Origin of the sequence: Exiguobacterium indicum HHS 31, assembly GCF_001939065.1 — a bacterium.
Classification (GTDB): domain Bacteria; phylum Bacillota; class Bacilli; order Exiguobacteriales; family Exiguobacteriaceae; genus Exiguobacterium_A; species Exiguobacterium_A indicum.
Window position 1 is genome coordinate 810326 of record NZ_MPSZ01000001.1, and the last position, 16315, is coordinate 826640.

General features: G+C 50.6%; 21 protein-coding genes. 13 read left to right on the top strand and 8 right to left on the bottom strand.

The window, feature by feature from the left end; genetic code table 11:
* Positions 1-630, bottom strand: a complete 630-nt coding sequence (locus tag N179_RS04390; protein ID WP_244150207.1) for a serine/threonine protein kinase — start codon at positions 628-630, stop codon at positions 1-3.
* Positions 631-775: 145 nt separating this feature from the next.
* On the opposite strand from N179_RS04390, the gene N179_RS04395 reads away from it, so the two are divergent.
* Genes N179_RS04395 through N179_RS04415 form a run of 5 tightly spaced genes read left to right on the top strand, consistent with a single transcriptional unit; the run spans position 776 to position 4933 of the window.
* On the top strand, positions 776-2254 hold the full coding sequence (locus N179_RS04395; protein ID WP_023468283.1) for a carboxypeptidase M32: 1479 nt from the start codon (positions 776-778) through the stop codon (positions 2252-2254).
* A complete protein-coding gene (locus tag N179_RS04400) occupies positions 2254-2976 on the top strand; it encodes a glycerophosphodiester phosphodiesterase (RefSeq protein ID WP_074668473.1) in 723 nt (240 codons plus the stop codon). The genes N179_RS04395 and N179_RS04400 overlap by 1 nt, the downstream gene beginning before the upstream one ends.
* 13 nt (positions 2977-2989) lie before the next feature.
* Positions 2990-3460 carry a hypothetical protein gene (locus tag N179_RS04405; protein ID WP_023468285.1) on the top strand — a complete coding sequence of 157 codons (471 nt, stop codon included), beginning with the start codon at positions 2990-2992 and terminating at the stop codon, positions 3458-3460.
* Positions 3450-4007: a guanylate kinase gene (locus N179_RS04410; protein ID WP_029341679.1), complete on the top strand. Its 558-nt coding sequence runs from the start codon at positions 3450-3452 to the stop codon at positions 4005-4007. Before N179_RS04405 ends, N179_RS04410 begins: the two co-directional genes overlap by 11 nt.
* Positions 4008-4057: 50 nt before the next feature.
* Entirely contained in the window at positions 4058-4933 is an 876-nt protein-coding gene (locus N179_RS04415) for an aminoglycoside phosphotransferase family protein (protein ID WP_075642327.1), read from the top strand.
* A 94-nt stretch (positions 4934-5027) separates the two neighbouring features.
* Here the strand turns inward: N179_RS04415 and N179_RS04420 are convergent, their stop codons facing one another.
* The 4 genes from N179_RS04420 to N179_RS04435 form a co-directional block, all read right to left on the bottom strand.
* On the bottom strand, positions 5028-5273 hold the full coding sequence (locus tag N179_RS04420) for a hypothetical protein (protein WP_023468288.1): 246 nt from the start codon (positions 5271-5273) through the stop codon (positions 5028-5030).
* Between the two features lie 85 nt (positions 5274-5358).
* Positions 5359-5844 carry a tetratricopeptide repeat protein gene (locus N179_RS04425; protein ID WP_058265937.1) on the bottom strand — a complete coding sequence of 162 codons (486 nt, stop codon included), beginning with the start codon at positions 5842-5844 and terminating at the stop codon, positions 5359-5361.
* A gap of 72 nt (positions 5845-5916) precedes the next feature.
* Positions 5917-6360, bottom strand: coding sequence for a MarR family winged helix-turn-helix transcriptional regulator (locus N179_RS04430; RefSeq protein ID WP_023468290.1), 444 nt, complete (start codon positions 6358-6360; stop codon positions 5917-5919).
* A gap of 71 nt (positions 6361-6431) precedes the next feature.
* A complete protein-coding gene (locus N179_RS04435) occupies positions 6432-7508 on the bottom strand; it encodes a GTP pyrophosphokinase (RefSeq protein ID WP_231681756.1) in 1077 nt (358 codons plus the stop codon).
* Between the two features lie 140 nt (positions 7509-7648).
* On the opposite strand from N179_RS04435, the gene N179_RS04440 reads away from it, so the two are divergent.
* Positions 7649-8785, top strand: a complete 1137-nt coding sequence (locus N179_RS04440) for a hypothetical protein (protein ID WP_058713078.1) — start codon at positions 7649-7651, stop codon at positions 8783-8785.
* A gap of 132 nt (positions 8786-8917) precedes the next feature.
* Here the strand turns inward: N179_RS04440 and N179_RS04445 are convergent, their stop codons facing one another.
* Positions 8918-9340 carry an organic hydroperoxide resistance protein gene (locus N179_RS04445; RefSeq protein WP_023468292.1) on the bottom strand — a complete coding sequence of 141 codons (423 nt, stop codon included), beginning with the start codon at positions 9338-9340 and terminating at the stop codon, positions 8918-8920.
* 108 nt (positions 9341-9448) lie between these two features.
* Here N179_RS04445 and N179_RS04450 point away from each other — a divergent pair, with 108 nt between their 5' ends.
* Positions 9449-9880 (top strand): MarR family winged helix-turn-helix transcriptional regulator, encoded by a 432-nt coding sequence (locus N179_RS04450; RefSeq protein WP_023468293.1) that lies wholly within the window; start codon positions 9449-9451, stop codon positions 9878-9880.
* 17 nt (positions 9881-9897) lie between these two features.
* Here the strand turns inward: N179_RS04450 and N179_RS04455 are convergent, their stop codons facing one another.
* Complete coding sequence (locus N179_RS04455; protein ID WP_023468294.1) at positions 9898-10353, bottom strand: hypothetical protein; 456 nt, start codon at positions 10351-10353, stop codon at positions 9898-9900.
* A gap of 127 nt (positions 10354-10480) precedes the next feature.
* On the opposite strand from N179_RS04455, the gene N179_RS04460 reads away from it, so the two are divergent.
* From N179_RS04460 to N179_RS04475, 4 genes are read left to right on the top strand one after another with little or no spacing between them, the layout of a single operon-like run.
* Positions 10481-10972 carry a PH domain-containing protein gene (locus tag N179_RS04460; protein ID WP_075642328.1) on the top strand — a complete coding sequence of 164 codons (492 nt, stop codon included), beginning with the start codon at positions 10481-10483 and terminating at the stop codon, positions 10970-10972.
* Entirely contained in the window at positions 10969-12417 is a 1449-nt protein-coding gene (locus N179_RS04465; protein WP_075642329.1) for a PH domain-containing protein, read from the top strand. Before N179_RS04460 ends, N179_RS04465 begins: the two co-directional genes overlap by 4 nt.
* A gap of 34 nt (positions 12418-12451) precedes the next feature.
* Positions 12452-13372: an alpha/beta hydrolase gene (locus N179_RS04470; protein ID WP_075642330.1), complete on the top strand. Its 921-nt coding sequence runs from the start codon at positions 12452-12454 to the stop codon at positions 13370-13372.
* Positions 13373-13390: 18 nt separating this feature from the next.
* The gene (locus N179_RS04475; protein ID WP_075642331.1) at positions 13391-14182 is read left to right on the top strand and encodes a PP2C family serine/threonine-protein phosphatase; all 792 of its coding nucleotides are present in this window, start codon (positions 13391-13393) and stop codon (positions 14180-14182) included.
* Positions 14183-14217: 35 nt separating this feature from the next.
* Here N179_RS04475 and N179_RS16915 read toward each other — a convergent pair whose 3' ends face one another.
* Positions 14218-14364: a hypothetical protein gene (locus N179_RS16915; RefSeq protein ID WP_023468299.1), complete on the bottom strand. Its 147-nt coding sequence runs from the start codon at positions 14362-14364 to the stop codon at positions 14218-14220.
* A gap of 148 nt (positions 14365-14512) precedes the next feature.
* On the opposite strand from N179_RS16915, the gene N179_RS04480 reads away from it, so the two are divergent.
* Both N179_RS04480 and N179_RS04485 read left to right on the top strand, forming a co-directional pair.
* Positions 14513-15109 carry a hypothetical protein gene (locus tag N179_RS04480; RefSeq protein WP_023468300.1) on the top strand — a complete coding sequence of 199 codons (597 nt, stop codon included), beginning with the start codon at positions 14513-14515 and terminating at the stop codon, positions 15107-15109.
* Positions 15110-15130: 21 nt separating this feature from the next.
* Positions 15131-16315: a hypothetical protein gene (locus N179_RS04485; protein WP_075642332.1), complete on the top strand. Its 1185-nt coding sequence runs from the start codon at positions 15131-15133 to the stop codon at positions 16313-16315.

Here is a 16315-nt window from a genome sequence, read left to right on the forward strand (position 1 = left end):
TTAACCGGTCTTTCGGATCGATTCGAATAATCGTCCCTTATAGACGTCGGCAATCGTATTGAGGAACGTCTCGCTCAACTTTTTCGGGAAGAACGGTTTTGCATACATATAATGATACGCCTTTTTCAAATCATCCCATTGTGTACACGGTTCCGTTTGACGGAACCGAGCGACGTCGATGATCCGTGTTCCGTTAGCGGTCAAAAGGATATTGCGTAAATGGATGTCTGATGGGTTCAAACCGACGGATCGTGCTTGTGCTAAAGCCGTATCGACTGTCATTAAGACGGATTCTGGGATGAACGTCCCGCTGACGAGACATTCAAATAACGTTTGACCTTCAATGTATTCAAGCACGATATAATCGGCACCGTATTCGTAGACTTGCGCATACGTCGGAAAATCAGTCAACTGTGCGTAGATGCTCCCTTCGAGATCAGCGAGCGTTCGAAACGACGGGTAAAATTTCTTGATGACGCGATCTGTTCCGCGGATGCGAAAGACGAACGCACTTCGTCCTGTCCCGATTAAGTCAAGTTCACTCGGAAGATGCTCGATCGTACAAACGAAGCCTGTTTCTTTCAATTGGATCAATTGCGCTAACTCAGCGTCAGTTTTCAATGGTGTCACTTCCTTTCCTCCTTCATTTCTTATACCCATTATACGCTCATCTGACAGGAAAAGTTTCAAAAATCACTTGTGTGTGAAAGTTTTGAACATTATGTGATATGCTAAAAATGTTACACTGTTACATACTTCAAGGGGGTTTTTAATCATGTCAACGACACAACAATGGCGCGACCATTTCGATGGTCTTCGCGCATACGAAGAAGCCGTCGCATTACTTTACTGGGACATGCGGACATACATGCCGGATCAAGGCGCAGCAAACCGTTCCGCGTCGATCGGATTCCTCTCGACAGAGAGCTTCCGTCGCCGGACAGGCGAAACATACCAACAATTACTAGCAGCAATGGAGCAAGAGACGCTGACGGGCATCGAAGCGATCTCGTTCGCAAAAGCAAAAGAGGCATTCGATCGCGACTCGAAGATTCCAGAAGCCGAGTACCAAACGTTCATCACGTTGATCTCTGAGGCAGAGAGCGTCTGGGAAAAGGCGAAAGACGCAAACGATTGGTCGATGTTCGAACCATACCTCGAGAAAATCGTCGCGATGGAGCGCCAGTTCGTCGAGTACTGGGGCTATGACGCGCACCCATATGACGCATTGCTCCATGATTATGAGCCGGGGATGACGGTCGCGACACTCGATCCGTTGTTCGCAGAACTTCGTCAAGCAATCATTGGTTTGCTCGGTCAGCTCGAAGGAAAAGACTTCCCGACGCTTGATTGGTCAGCGGACCGCGAGACACAGATCGCCTTGAACCAAGAATGGCTCCGCGATATCGGCTATGACTTCACGTCTGGTCGTTTAGATGAGACGGTCCATCCGTTCCAGACGACAATCAACCGGAAGGACGCACGCATCACGACAAAATACGATGAGAATGACTACCGGAACTCTGTCTTCGGTACGATGCATGAAGCCGGACACGCGACGTATGAGCAAGGGATCGAACCGGAACTCGATTCACTCGGTCTTGGTGACGGCGCTTCGATGGGGATTCACGAATCACAATCACTGTTCTTTGAGAACTTTATCGGACGCAACCAAGGTTTCCTCGACGCACGTTATCACGGCTTGCAACAAGCGATTCCGTCACTGGCTGACGTCCCGTTCGAACGCTTCTATGCCGCGGTCAATGAAGTCAAACCGTCACTGATTCGGATCGAAGCCGATGAATTGACGTATGCGCTTCATATCATCATCCGCTATGAGCTGGAAAAACGCCTGATGACGAAAGAGCTCGAAGTCAAGGATCTCCCGCAAGAATGGAACCGTCTCTATAAAGAGTATCTCGGTGTGGATGTGCCGAGTGATGCAAAAGGCGTCTTACAGGACGTCCATTGGTCAGGTGGCTCGTTTGGTTACTTCCCAAGTTACGCGCTCGGTCTCGTCTATGCGGCACAGCTCAACGAAGCGCTTCGTCGTGACGTCGATAACGTCGATGGTCTGATCGCGGCGGGAACACTCGCTCCAATCAAAGGCTGGCTGAAAGAGAACATCCACCGTCACGGGAAATCGAAGACACCGGCTGAACTGATCGAAGCAGCAACGGGGCAATCGATCTCTGTCGCACCACTCGTCAACTACTTGACGAAGAAATACACGCGTGTCGTCGAGGCACTCTGATGTTGTGGTTCGCACACCGCGGCGTCAGTGATCGTTTTCCGGAGAACACGCTCGAAGCCATCGCTGCTGCGATTGAAGACGACGTCGATGGGGTCGAATTCGATGTCCATTTCTCAAAGGACGGTGTTGGTGTCATCATTCACGATGAGACCGTCAACCGAACGACGAACGGGACAGGACGCGTCATCGACATGACGGTCGCTGAACTGCAGGCGCTGGATGCTGGAGCACGATTCAAAGGGGAACCGATCAAGACGAAGATTCCAACGCTTGACGAAGTCCTCGCAATCCTTGCACCAGTGACCCTGCGGCTCAACATCGAGCTGAAGACGGATACGATCCGCTATGACGGGCTTGAAGCGTATGTCCTTGAACGCTGTGCCGCACACGGCATCGCGACCGAACGGCTGTTATTCAGTTCGTTCAACCATTATTCGGTTGCCTTGATCCAAAAGCTCGACCCACGCGTTGAAACAGCGATTCTCTATCCGTATCCGATCTATCATCCGGAAGAACAAGCCCTCCGAATTGGTGCGACCGGTATCCATCCCGATTATCGACGGGTGACGGAAGCGGACGTTGCGTTCGCTCATGCGCAAGACGTCACGGTCCGGGTTTACACTCCGAAGACGGTCGAGGATGTCCGGCAGATGCAACGAATCGGTGTCGACGCCGTCATCGTCAATGATCCAAAAGGGATGCGTGACACATTCGAAGGATGAGGAGGAGGAAGGGATGCGCAAGGAATACGTATTCGTCATCAGTTTGTCGCTCGTCGCTTTATTCGTCGGACTTCAGCTTGGCTTTGCCCGCTTGCCGGAACCAAAACCGAAGCAAGTGACGACGACACCGATGCGCCCTGCGGATTATCAGGCAGGACTTGCGTCAGCGAAACGGGAACTGAAGCAGATTCAGCGCTTCACCTTGAAAAGCACCCTTCCTGCGGATGGAACGACGGTGACCTGGATTTATGAGACCCCATCCGATGAACGAATTGCGGTCGATTGGTATTACGTCGAGAGTTATCCGGAAGAACAAGTCCAGATGACACGAAACGAGACATCCCGGATCATCTCGTATGAACGCTATTTAATCGTCATTCGACCGATTTACGGAACGGTCGTCGATAGTGAACTCGAACAGTTCGCTCTTCGCTTTACAGGTTACTTCACGACACAACAACAGGGGGAAAACGATGTCAGGTAAAATCATTCTCTTGATTGGTGGATCGGGCAGCGGAAAGTCCTCCCTGATCAAACGTCTGCGAACGGAATACGCGCACGTCCGGTTCATCCCGTCGGTAACGACCCGACCGAAACGACCGACAGAGATTGATGGAGCAAGCTATCATTTCGTCGACGTCAAGACGTTCCAACAATTGATCCAAGACGACGGCTTCATCGAATACGCCCACGTCCACCGGGCGTGGTACGGGACACCGCGACAAGCGTATGTCGATGTCCTCGAACAGGATCAAATCGTCATCAAGGACATTGATCCGAAAGGGGCGGCGAACTTCAAGCGTTTGTTTGGCGACCAAGTGATCACGATTTTCGTCTCAGTCCCACCCGACTTGATGAAGGAACGACTGTTGATGCGCGGGGATACACCGGAGTTTGAAGCGCGACTCGTCGATTACGAGGAAGCGTGGAAAGACCGCGATCATTATGATTACATGATTGAAAACATCGATTTTGAGACAGCGTATGCCGATCTGCTTGAGATCATTGCTGGCTACATTCCACAGGCATGACGAAGAGGACGCAAGATGCGTCCTCTTTTTGATGTCAGAAAGGAGTCTTCATGTTACCTTTGCATCCCTTACTCACGCACGTTGTGAGCGAAAGACAGTTATCTGGTCGATCGCGCCAAGCCGTCTGGTCCGTCAAGACGGCAACAGCGCACTACATCGTCAAGGTCGTGACGGATCCGTCTAGTCGTCAATATGAACGAGAAGCCGCTGTCGCGATCCCAAAACAAGAGGGAATCTCTCATGCCTTACCGCTAGCGACCGGACGGACCGCAACGACCGCTTACGGCATCTATCCGTACCTACCCGGAAAAACCGTTCGAAGCGTGCTCGAGGAGTCCCCGGAATTTGCGCCTCAGCTTGGTCAGGAGACAGGGCAAGCGTTGAGACGCATTCATGACGTCACTGCACCGAGCGAAATGACGTCTTGGAGCGAACGTTGCCAGGCGAAACATGACCGCTACCGCGCAGCGATTGACGGGTTGCTTGAACTAACGTGGATCGAGCGTCTTGATCGATTCATTAGCGAGCGGATTCCGTTACTTCAGACACGTCCGAACCAGTTGCAACATGATGACGTTCATCTCGATAATCTCCTTGTCGAGGATGGGCATCTTTCCGCCTTCCTTGATTACGGGAATCATGATTATGGCGATCCGTGGCATGATTTCGTCAAATGTGGTCTGTTTCAGGTCGAGACGAGTCCGGTATTTGCCCGTCACTTGATCGAGGGGTATTTCGAGACCGAAGTACCATCCGACTTTTGGCGAATGTATAGTCTTTACATGGCGATGGTCGTCTTTTCAGCACTCGTCTGGACGAAGCGGTTCGATGCAGACGGAATGCAAGCAATGCAAAAACGCGTTCAGCGAATCATTCAGGATCATGCTGGTTTTCAGCGAGACATCCCGCTTTGGTATGAGACTTGAACAGCAAGGACAATAAAAACATGATGCGTTCGTCTCTCTTGACTGAGAAACGAACGCATCATGTTTGGTCTGAATCATATATTCGAAGCGATACTTACCACTCGAAGCCTTCTTCACTATACTTGCCGTTCGAATTGAAGAATCGTTCTTCTGTTTTACCGTTTACCGTACTCGTATAAATGACGTAGACGTCGAGATGATCATTCTGATCCGCCATCTTTTTAGCAGCTTTCTTAGCATCGGCTTCATTCGTATATGTCTCTGACTTGCTTGCCTTGCCGTGTTTTTCTTGCCCTTGTTCTTCATAACCTTCTACTGTCCATACTTTTTTTGATGACATTCTTAACTTCCTTTCCTGCCAAAAGCGAGTCCGCTTGGCTGTTACATTATGCTGTGCAAAACGAGCACTCGTCAACCGTTGCCGTTCATTCTTTGACGATCTCGTCCAAATGATCGGCATAATAACGGATTGCTCGGTCAAATGTCTGGATCGAGGCGTCCGACGACGTCGTAGCAAGACTCTTCAGCAACCGACCGACCGCCTGATCGGCTTGACCGAGATTGTACTCCGTCATCGCGAGGAAGGCTTGCAGGGCATGGGCGTCCGGAAACTCACGGAGCGCACGATGGAACACGTCTGACGCAACTTCGAACTGACCGATGACACGATATGTACTGCCGAGTCCGATATATGCCTGCAGGCGGTCCTCACCTGCAAGACCGAGCGCTAGGGCTTGTTCATAATAGGGAACAGCAGCCTGCTCCTCACCGAGACTATCATGACACCACGCCATCTGATAGAGAACGGTCGGGTCGTTAGGTGCCGTCTCGACATACTGACGGACGACTGCCTTCGCTGCTTCATATTGCCCCGTCTGTCGTAACTGTTGCACCGATTCGAAATCAAACATCGCGTTTCCTCCTCCTGAATTTACTAAAAAACGGATCCGGTCGTCCTGACCGGATCCGTTCGATTGAACAGCTTAAATTGTTTTTTCAAGCTTCGTCAAGAGCGTCCGGAACAGTTCGAGTTCCTGATCCGAGAAGTCCTCGAAGACGTCTGCGAGGTAATCCATCTTCATCGATTCGAGTTTTTCGTAGAGCTCGATGCCTTTTGGAGTGGCGCGAAGTTCGACGACACGACGATCGAGTTCGCTTCGTTCACGCGAGATCAACTCTTTTTTCGTCAATTCGTCTGCTAATGCCGTGATCATGCTCGCTGAGAATTGGAACTCTTGCGAGAGGGCAGAGGCGATTTGCGGACTGTTCGCACAAAGGGACTTCAAGATGAAGAACTCATTGCGTGTCAAGTAAGTCGTGAACATGCTACGCACGTCCTTCTTGATCGCGCGGTAGTTCATCCGTAATCCTTTTTCTGTATCAACGATCAACTGATCGCGTTGTGCTACTTCTAGTGTAGTTGCCATGTATCGTTCACTCTTTCTATACCGTAGTTTCTTTCACTCGTGATTTAGTATAGTGAAAAATTTTAGTTTAATCAATATTTTTCTCTTGAATCATCTGTTTCGACGACGCGGGCGACTTGGGCGACTATCTCTTCGACGTTGCGCAGTTCTGGATAGAAGCGGCGGAAGAAGTAGTCGATCCGGTGTGTATCTTCGCCAGCAATTGTCAGCGCCATGCAGATATAGGCGATGCCGATTCCTTGACGAGGCAGGAACGGATTCGGCATGACCTTCGCACAGCGTAAGGCGAGCGGACTGTGCGTCGTCACGGCTTCAATCAACTCTCCGTACGTCCGGATATCGACATAATGGAACATCCGAATCAGTTCGTTGATCAGTTGTTGATCGGAATCGAGCATCATTTGCGATGTAACGAGTCGTTTATCGAGCTCGTTGATGACCGGGGAGTGATCGATGAAGTAGTTCAAGTTATCTGCCGTGATCCGGACTTGATGGGGGTCAGACAAGATTTGTTGAACGGTCTCGTCTTCAAATTGTTTCAACTGTTTCTTGATGTTGACGAACTCCTGATCGGCGATTTCGAGTAATCCTGCCACCCGACTGAAGCTGCGCCGGACTTCTGCTGGGACACTGTTCGGATTTTTATATCCGAGATCATGTTCGATCTCCGCCCACGCGTGTTGCAGGATCGAGCGGATTTGGATCTCAGCCGTGTAATCCTTGAAACGACCATACTCGCTCAGGGCAAGCCGCTGATCGCTCAGTGAAGCGACGAAGTGGACCGAGAGATAACCGAATTCTGTCGTATCGAGCAACGTTGACTTATCGACCGATTGATCGCGATCGATCGCGAACTCATTCTCGATGATGCGTGCCGCTTCCCGGACATCGTCATGGAAATAAGTGACGATCCGAATCCCGGTCAAGTCATGGACGTCCTTAAGTGAACGGTATTTATTCGGCTGCCGTAAGACTTTTTGATACAGACTCTCGGAGTCCTTCGTCCGGGCGACGATCGAGTGGTATTTGATGCCTGCCGCGTCGAGCAACTCGGACAAGAGCATCTTCAACTTGTCGGCGTAGGCATCGTATTCTTCCTTATCGTTGACATATTCGAGCATCATCGTATTTAAATCTTGTGATTGCACCGTTTCGCACCTTCCTCATCCTGTAGTCATCTAGCCATATTGTAGCACTCTGCTTCGTTAAACGCACAGCAAGACCCTGTTTGAAGCAGTACGATTCGTGGGAAAAAGACAAGTAGTACGTGTCCGGGAGGAGATTAATCATGGAAATAGTGGATGCCCGTGCTTTACCCGCCGATCATATGGATGTCTTGCATGTCACACCATCGTCGATCTATTTTCGACGTCGTCTCGATGACGCCCGTTACCACATCAGCCGGTATGATCTTGAAGATCAAGAACAGGTCGATCTAACGCCAGAAGCCTTGACGGATCACGGACCAACCCGACCGTTCGTGCGGCACGGAAGGGTCTATTGTTTGAATGAACATACGCAAGAACAGGGCGGGGAGACGGAAGTGCTCGTCATCGATCTCTTGTCCGGTAAACGGGAGCAGATTGCGTCGTTTTATGTCGAAGGAGATTTGACGCTCTACTGGGTGCTCAATGAGAACTATCTCGTATTCTTACAAACGACCGATACGACGTCTGCGTTTTTGTATGACGTCAAGGATGAATCGCGGCAGACGATTCGCGATCCACGGCTCTACGGGATGACGGAGAATTACCGGGAACTCTATTTCTTTCTCGTCACGCTCGAAGAGAAGGAGTACATCGTCTGTAATGCTCGGCTCGATGAGTTCTCGTTCTATGATGCCCTTGAAAGTGGTGTCATCTCACCAGAAGATCCGATCGACCACTCGGAAAGTCTGTTGATTGCCCCACTACCGACCTTGATCGAGGAGATCGAACGTGGTGTTGAGCACTTATCGTTCGCAACCTTGTTGAAGTTAGAAGGGGAAGGGGATACCGTTCAGTATCTCGGAGAACAGGAAGGGCATCTGATCTTCAGTGCCTATACCGATCGTTTGAACGAAGAAATCTTTTACCGGATTGATACGGAAGCGAGTGTCGAAGAGGTTGCCCGGATTCAGTGGAGTGACTATGAACCGCTCGACTTCACGTACGATGACGTCGAGTCGACGATCTTCATCGTCAATGACCGGTCCGAACACCATCATGAAGTGATCAATTTACGCAACGGTGCCCGATTCCTCGATAAGGAGCCGTTCGAACGTGTCTTACGTGGACGCTTTTATCTACACGAAGCGATCGGAGACGACGCGGAACCAATGGTCACGGTCTATGACGCAGAACACAATGAACGCTATCGGTTCGAGGATGCTTATTATGTCACCGTATCCGGGGAACTCGTCATCTTATCGGTCCATCAACTATGAAAAAAGAGCGGTTGTTCTTTTCGTGAGAGCAACCGTTTATCATCTAGAATAAAATTATTTCAATTACCATATTCAATACAAAAAATAAAAACCAACCGAGAGTAAACCTCAGGCTGGCTAGAAATGCTACACTTATTCTGCGTCAGTCGTACGTGTGTAGACGTCGACTTGGATGTTTCCAGCAGTCGCACGTGAGTAAGGGCAGACCGTGTGCGCGACTTTCGCAAGTTCAGCCGCCGCTTCTTCCGAGATTCCACGGACGAGAACATCGAGTTCGACGGAAAGCATGAATCCGTCAGCTGCTTCGTTTAATGTCACGTGTGCTGTGACTTCACTGCCATCGTGTTTGATCCCTTGTTTGCGAGCGACCATGTTCAAGGCAGAGTCGAAGCAAGCAGAATATCCTGCAGCAAAGAGTTGTTCTGGGTTCGTTGCTTGTTTTTTCGATCCTGGTACCGGCATTGCGAGGGCGACGTCAAGAATACCGTCCTCCGATACGACGCGTCCGTCGCGACCTCCGACAGCTGTTGCAGATGATGTGAACATTGGTTTCATGTGTGTAACTCCCTTTCATTGTTAGATTCAAATAAGTAGCTTACAATTAGATTTTATACAATTTAAATCGAAATGCAACTCGTTTGCTCACGATAGGAGGAATTTTTTATGAACCCGTTAGCTTTAGATGAACAACTCTGTTTTCCGTTTTATGCGATTTCGCGTGAAATCACGCGTCGTTATCGTCCGTTACTTGAACCACTTGGTCTGACGTATCCGCAATATCTAGTCATGCTCGTCGTCTGGGAAGAGGAGGGACAATCACTCAAAGCCATCGGTGAACGGCTCCATCTTGATTCGGGAACGTTGACGCCGTTACTGAAGAAACTCGAAGCGGCAGATTTGTTGCGACGCGTCCGTAAGCCGGAAGACGAACGGCACATCCAGATCTTTTTAACGGATGCTGGTCGTGCGTTACGGAAACAAGCAGAGACTGTTCCGCTTGATCTCGTCCAGACACTCGACGTCGACGAAGAAGACTTACGCGTCGTCAAAGCGGCACTGAATCGTCTCGTCATGAAAATGAGCGACCCGGATTAACCGGATCGCTCATTGTCTTATTTACGGCGGAAACCTTCTTCTTCAAGATAGTTCGCTGCTTCCTTATACGAGTTGAATGCACCGTCTAAAAGATCACCAGCGTAGACGAGCCACGTGTCGATGTCTTCATTGAGCAACGTTAATTCGAACTGGTTATCGTTGACCCATGTTTCTTCGAGTGTTTCGACCGATTGGACCGTCGAGAGTGCTTTGATTGCATCTTCTAATAAGAGAATTAAAGCAGGCTCTGAAAATTCACGGATATTAACGAATCCTTTTTCGTCCGTTTCATAACCTGGTAGACCAGCGGCATAGACGAAGCCGTTCCCGTTCGGATGCAAATGATAGACGAGATTCTTCTTCTCATACTGACTGTCCGGGAATTGGAAATTGACGCGTTTTAGCGAGACATCTTTGCGGACGAGCTGTGGGAAAGTCTCGATAATTCGTAATTTTTCTTCAAAAGTTAACATGGTTCCTCCTTGGTGTTACAGTTCTTCACTTTTATATATGCGATGAAATCATACAAAATGTCAACCGCTGTCTGAAACCAAGCGACGTTTTTAACCGTAAATGGAAACGAAAGGAAGTGTTTTTTTGATGTCTACTGTACAATGGCATACGCTGCCAGAACGATCGATTCGAGCAGAACGGCTCGGATTGTTGCCGTTACACGGCTTGATCGCCGTCATTTTGATCGGAACGACGATTACCCAAGTCATGTGGCTCGACCTGACACCTTGGTGGATGGGCATCGCCGGTCTGCTTTGGCTGATCTATTTCATTCCCCGTATCGTCTACATACCCGTTCTTCGCTTTAAGTATATGCGTTATCGCATCGATGAGGAATTTCTCGTCGTCCGCAACGGCATCTTCTTCCGCCGCGAAGTCACCGTGCCGCTCGTCAAGGTGCAATTGATCGATAGCCAAACGGGACCGATCCTGCGTCGCTATGATTTGATCACACTGGATATTCGAACGGCATCCGGCTTCGTCACGTTGTCACGACTCGATCGTGCGCAAGGAGACGCGCTACGCACACAAGTCGAACGCTTCGCGAAACTCGAGGAGCGGGAGGAGGAATCGTTATGACCCGGCGTGTTCACCCGCTGTTCATCGTGATGTCGAGTATCTCGATCATCCGCTCGCTCCTGATTCCGTTCGCCGCCTTGATTTTAAATGCGATCCGCAAAGGCGAGATCAACACCTATACGTGGATCGGGATCAGTGTCGGGATTGTGTTCGTCCTCCTATACGGGATCGCCTCCTGGTATTTCTATACGTTCACGATTGATGCCGAGACGATTCGGGTCCGTAAAGGGATTTTCCAAAAAAGTGAACGGACGACACAACGTAAACGGATCGAGTCGATCGGCATTCAGCAAAACGTCATCGAACGACTGTTGCGTCTTGCGACGTTGACCGTCGAAACTTCGTCCGAGAGTGGAACACCGGAAGTCGAACTAAAAGGGATCCGTCTTGATTTTGCGAAAGAACTGAAATCGTCGATTAAAAATGAGGGGCAACTTGTCGTCGAAGAACAACAGGCGGAAGTCGACTATACGATCCCGGTCCGTGATTTGGCATTAGCCGGTGCTTTGTCAGGACGCGTCGGACTAGCGCTCGTCGGGATCGGAACCGCCTATCAATTCATCGATCAGTTCATTGAACGTTATGTCGATCGACTGTTCTCGGAGCTCGCGCATTTATCACTGTTCGTCTTGACGGGGCTTGGCGTAATCGTCTTACTCGTCATCTATATCGGCTCGATCATCGTCTATATCTTGAAATACGGTTCGTACCGTGCCGTCTTGCAACACAACCGATTATTGATCGGGTACGGAATGTTGAACCGGACCGAGGTCGCGTTTCATGCCGATAAGATTCAAGCCCTTGTCATTCAGGAAAGCTGGATTCAGCGGTTGATCGGACGAGCGAGCCTGTCCTTGCACATCATCTCGGCGACTGGAGAAAAGGAGCGACTGTTGCTCCATCCGTTCATCCGGACGAACGAGATCGATCCGTTCCTAGCGACATATCTGCCGCGCTTTCGTCAGTTCCACCCGCAGCACGAAGTCGCACCGATCGGCTTTCGCTACCGGGTTCGTTGGCCGTTACTCGGTTATGCGCTGTTGTTTACGGCACTAAGCAGTGTCGTCATCATCGTCCTTGATTCTTCCTGGCGCTTCTTGATCTTACTTCTGTTCATTTGGTTACCTTTCTATTATCTCGCTGTGCGCAGCGGATACCGAAAGACCCGTTTCGGCACCGGCCACGATCTCTTGATGTTACGCAAACAATGGGTCCAAAAAGAGACCGTCTATACGCCGCGACTGAAGATTGAGGAATTGACCTGGTCCGTCTCCCGCTGGCTCGAAGCAAAGGAGATTGCCCGGATCGAGATTCAACTGCGGGGCAATACTGCCTTTAACGCACTCTATTTCGAACGAACAGATATCGATACCTTACAGCGCTGGTATAAACAATCGTTCCTTTCGACCCCGTTAGCAGGGGAAGTGAAAACCGACGACGAATAAGGAAAGACTCACTGTCGGAAAGGAAGCGAAGCACATGCGCAAATGGGGAATCGGCATCGTGTTGCTCGTCACGTGTCTGCTATTGTTCATCGTCTATGATGGATACCGGATGCAAAAAACATTGATCGGTCAATCGGACGCTTCTCCGATTCTGAAGACGACAAGAACGGACGGACAGGTGACGAACGACGAGACATGGTTCAAACAAACGAGCGAGACGCAGCAATGGTCGAAGGACGGGATCGTCCGCTTCGGGCGTTATCTACCGGTTTACGGTAGTAAACAGACTGTCCTCCTCGTCCCGGATGAGATGATGTTTTCACAGACCGGTGTTTATGCGCTTGCCCGCTATTACCATGAGGCGGATTTCAATGTCTTACTCATCGAACGGCGTGGACAGGATCGAAGCGGTGGCTCCCGGAATTACGGTTGGCTCGATCGACTAGATGTCTTGGAATGGACGAAGCGCTTGCTTGCTGAAAACGGAGACGATACACGAATCGTCTATCACGGACTCGGTGTCGGCGCAGCGACCGTCTTACTCGCTTCTGGCGAGACCGTACCAACCCAAGTCCGGGCGATCGTTGCTGAAGGAGCTTACGCCCGACTCGACGACTGGTTCAGTCTACTTGCGGACGAACAGATCCGTTACCCGGCACTGCCGTCTCTGACGGTCGCGAGCATGTGGAACAAGGGCGAGCAAGATTTCTTTTATGGCGACGTCTCGGTGACCCGTCAAGCAACGAAGAGTCGGGTTCCGACGATGTTCATTCATGGAATGAAGGACGAACTCGTCCCGGTCCGGATGATGTATGAACTGTATCAAGCAAAAACGGGATTAAAACAATTGTATCCGGTTCGCGATGCCGATCATGACGAGACGTATACGATGGACCCGGATAACTACGAAAAACGATTACGCTTATTCCTGCAACCGTACTTGCGGGAGATGTAAAGAAGGGAAGACTGATGCATGCAGACGACACATCCATCCTACTTTTGGGTCGGATCCGACGAATCATTCGTCGACACGAAGCAGATTGACCAGATTGGTCGAGTGACGCTCGGACGATTCGGAGGCTGCTCAAGAAGCGGTCAATATAAAAACGAAGACGGGGCTGCCATCTTAATCGGCGACGATTGGGAGATGACCGTCGTCTTAGACGCTCATAAGACAGCGGATAGTGCGGCACTTGTCTTACAGCAGTTAGCACAACACGAGTCGCGCATTCGGACTGATCTTGATGCCCCACTTACGGACGCATTCCAACGAATCGAGACGACCGTGCTGGATTTCTTTCAAGATCCGGACTTTTTAGCGGCGTGTGCGACTTTGCAAGGGGAGACAGCGTGTCTGATTGCCGTCCGGAAAGGGCGGTTCATCTGGTGGTTCTCGGTCGGTGACGTCGTCTTGTATCTGTTCCACCCGGAGCTGATGAAGATGGGACAAGCCGCCTTGAACCAGCGGCAATTCTATGAATGGATTGGACGCGCGAACACGTTTGCGTTACCGGTGCCGAGTTACGCGCGTGGGATCCGCGAATTGCGCCAAGGCGAGAATCAGTTGTTCGTGACGACGGATGGTTTGCTTGAGTGCCCGGGAACCCCATATGCTGACGCGATGCAGATCGAGGAAACTTTACGATCAGGTGGTGTCAAAGAACTTCTCTCGACGATCGAGGCACAGGGTGTTCGTGACAGTACGACGGTCGTTACATGGACCGTCACGATTGACGAACGTGTCACCCAACCTAGTGATACATGAAATAACCCGCGCTCCTGCTTGAGCGCGGGTTATTATTATTCTGTTTCAGGCGTTTGTTCCTGTTGCTGATCGAGTTCGACCGGTTCTTGGTCCACAGGTGGCTTCGCTTCAGCCAACGGGAAGGCGATGCCCGCACTTGTCAGCAAGGTGATCAAGGCGGCGCTCGTCAATGTTTGACGCATGGTCCGACACGTCCTTTCTGTCTGATTCCGACACTATATTTTAATAATTCTGAACATTCTTCATCGTTTCGTCAAGCAATCTTTTACTTCCACTACGTATTTTTCCCAAAAACCCAGTATACTTAAACATGAAAAAGGGGGAAATCGATTGAAATTAACGAAAGCCAACACACGTCTATTAGAAACCGTTTTACCACGCTTGAACCTGAATGTCGCAGAACCGGACCGGACGGAGATTGAAGACCGTCTGCGGGCAGATATCTATGAAGCCCAGCGGAAACAGCGTCCATTCGAAGAGATTCACGGACTATCGGTCGAAGCACGCCTCGATCAGATGATTGCTGAATTACCACAACGACACCGGATGGAGACACAAAAACGCTGGACGCGAAACTATGTCTCGTCGATCCTGATGTTCATCTTCATCGAAGGGATCGATGGATTGTTCCAATTCGCTTTGATTGACTACTTATTCTTCTCGATCATCGCTCTATTCTTGATCGACGCGATGTCACAAGTCATCACGGCACCGAAGCTTAAACAAGTCAAACCGCGGGTGTGGATTCAATTCGTCATCAGCTTCATTTTATTTTCAACCTACAAGGCACTGCTCGTGACGGTCTTCCCGGCACCAGACGTCTTAATTCAAGTCAGCGGAACGCCGTCTTATCTCATCGGCATCGCGGGACTCGTTGGTCTCTACATCTACTGGTCAAAGAATCCGTTACGAAAGCGCGGCGCATAATTCGCGAGAGGAGAGGATTGCGTGGAGTTCACACATTGGAAACGACGGCTGCAAGATCATTTCGAACGAATGGGCTTTTCCCTACTGACGGAACGATTAGCATCGCAGGACATGGTCAAGCTCGAAGCGACACATGGTGCCTTCCTGTTCTTTCCGGTGACGATCCATCTGTATGAGCGGTCCGGCTGGAAGATGGTCGCCTTCGAGGCAAAGACGGAGGAGGAGCCACAACTCGTCGAGCAGCAGATTGCGTCGTTGTTCCAACTCTTGATGGTGACGTTCCAAGAAGAAGAGCGCGAGTTCCTACTCGGATTTCATGCGAATACCGGTCGTTACCTGACGGACCATAATGCACCCGTCGGACGGCTCGTCCGTCTGATCGAAGAGTGTTGGTATGACGGTGACGTCCTGCGAGTCGACACATTCGATCCGTTTCCGGGACTGTTCGTCGCACCACCTTTTGCCCATCAAAGTTATGCCTTCATGCCGGAAGAACGAACGTGGCGTTTATCCGTCGGGCGCACTGGACGTCCGGCGAACGATTATCGATTCGACGGAACGATCTTGTCCCTACACCGCTTACCGGAATCGGAATTATTCACCGTGACACCAAAGACGGTCCCGTTAGAGGATGAAGAGGCGATCCGGACCTTACTGGAAACAGAACGACAGACGATCGCTAAGTTCCATGATCGCGCCATGGCGACGATTCGGGCGTACGATCCATCATTTGGTTTTGCTTGGCGCGGGACGCAGACATTTTTCCACGGTGTTCCGGTCAATCCATTCGCACAGCGCTTGTGGCTCGAGAACGGCGTGACGCGATACCGGATTCTACAACAAGGATCGACGCGATTGCTTGCTTCCGGTGAGACGTGTGACGCTGTCATCGAAATGCTCGATGATGCCGTCAGCAGTGAAGAACCGGATGGTCAATCCGTCAGTCCGATTGGTCAACTGATCCTCGGGATTTGGCAACAGATCGAGTCGGACGAAGCGACGTATATCACGAACGTCGATTGCCGCGGCATCTCGCGTACACAAGCCGATAACCGGATCCGCCACGCGCTAGCAAGGCAAGAGACGATCGAGTGGGTGCACCGGGCACCGAACGAAGATGATATTTGTCGCTTTGCCGGTCTGACGTTGACCTTCCCGCATCGTCCACCGGGTGTCATCACGATTGAACGAACGGAAGCAGAATAA

Excerpts from the sequence above, each read along its gene's own strand:
- N179_RS04470 (WP_075642330.1), top strand. The coding sequence starts at position 12,452 with ATGCGCAAATGGGGAATCGGCATCGTGTTGCTCGTCACGTGTCTGCTA.
- N179_RS04450 (WP_023468293.1), top strand. The coding sequence starts at position 9,449 with ATGAACCCGTTAGCTTTAGATGAACAACTCTGTTTTCCGTTTTATGCG.
- N179_RS04465 (WP_075642329.1), top strand. The coding sequence starts at position 10,969 with ATGACCCGGCGTGTTCACCCGCTGTTCATCGTGATGTCGAGTATCTCG.
- N179_RS04440 (WP_058713078.1), top strand. The coding sequence starts at position 7,649 with ATGGAAATAGTGGATGCCCGTGCTTTACCCGCCGATCATATGGATGTC.
- N179_RS04395 (WP_023468283.1), top strand. The coding sequence starts at position 776 with ATGTCAACGACACAACAATGGCGCGACCATTTCGATGGTCTTCGCGCA.
- N179_RS16915 (WP_023468299.1), bottom strand. The coding sequence starts at position 14,364 with ATGCGTCAAACATTGACGAGCGCCGCCTTGATCACCTTGCTGACAAGT.
- N179_RS04420 (WP_023468288.1), bottom strand. The coding sequence starts at position 5,273 with ATGTCATCAAAAAAAGTATGGACAGTAGAAGGTTATGAAGAACAAGGG.
- N179_RS04410 (WP_029341679.1), top strand. The coding sequence starts at position 3,450 with ATGTCAGGTAAAATCATTCTCTTGATTGGTGGATCGGGCAGCGGAAAG.
- N179_RS04425 (WP_058265937.1), bottom strand. The coding sequence starts at position 5,844 with ATGTTTGATTTCGAATCGGTGCAACAGTTACGACAGACGGGGCAATAT.
- N179_RS04475 (WP_075642331.1), top strand. The coding sequence starts at position 13,391 with ATGCAGACGACACATCCATCCTACTTTTGGGTCGGATCCGACGAATCA.
- N179_RS04460 (WP_075642328.1), top strand. The coding sequence starts at position 10,481 with ATGTCTACTGTACAATGGCATACGCTGCCAGAACGATCGATTCGAGCA.
- N179_RS04415 (WP_075642327.1), top strand. The coding sequence starts at position 4,058 with ATGTTACCTTTGCATCCCTTACTCACGCACGTTGTGAGCGAAAGACAG.
- N179_RS04455 (WP_023468294.1), bottom strand. The coding sequence starts at position 10,353 with ATGTTAACTTTTGAAGAAAAATTACGAATTATCGAGACTTTCCCACAG.
- N179_RS04400 (WP_074668473.1), top strand. The coding sequence starts at position 2,254 with ATGTTGTGGTTCGCACACCGCGGCGTCAGTGATCGTTTTCCGGAGAAC.
- N179_RS04445 (WP_023468292.1), bottom strand. The coding sequence starts at position 9,340 with ATGAAACCAATGTTCACATCATCTGCAACAGCTGTCGGAGGTCGCGAC.
- N179_RS04430 (WP_023468290.1), bottom strand. The coding sequence starts at position 6,360 with ATGGCAACTACACTAGAAGTAGCACAACGCGATCAGTTGATCGTTGAT.
- N179_RS04405 (WP_023468285.1), top strand. The coding sequence starts at position 2,990 with ATGCGCAAGGAATACGTATTCGTCATCAGTTTGTCGCTCGTCGCTTTA.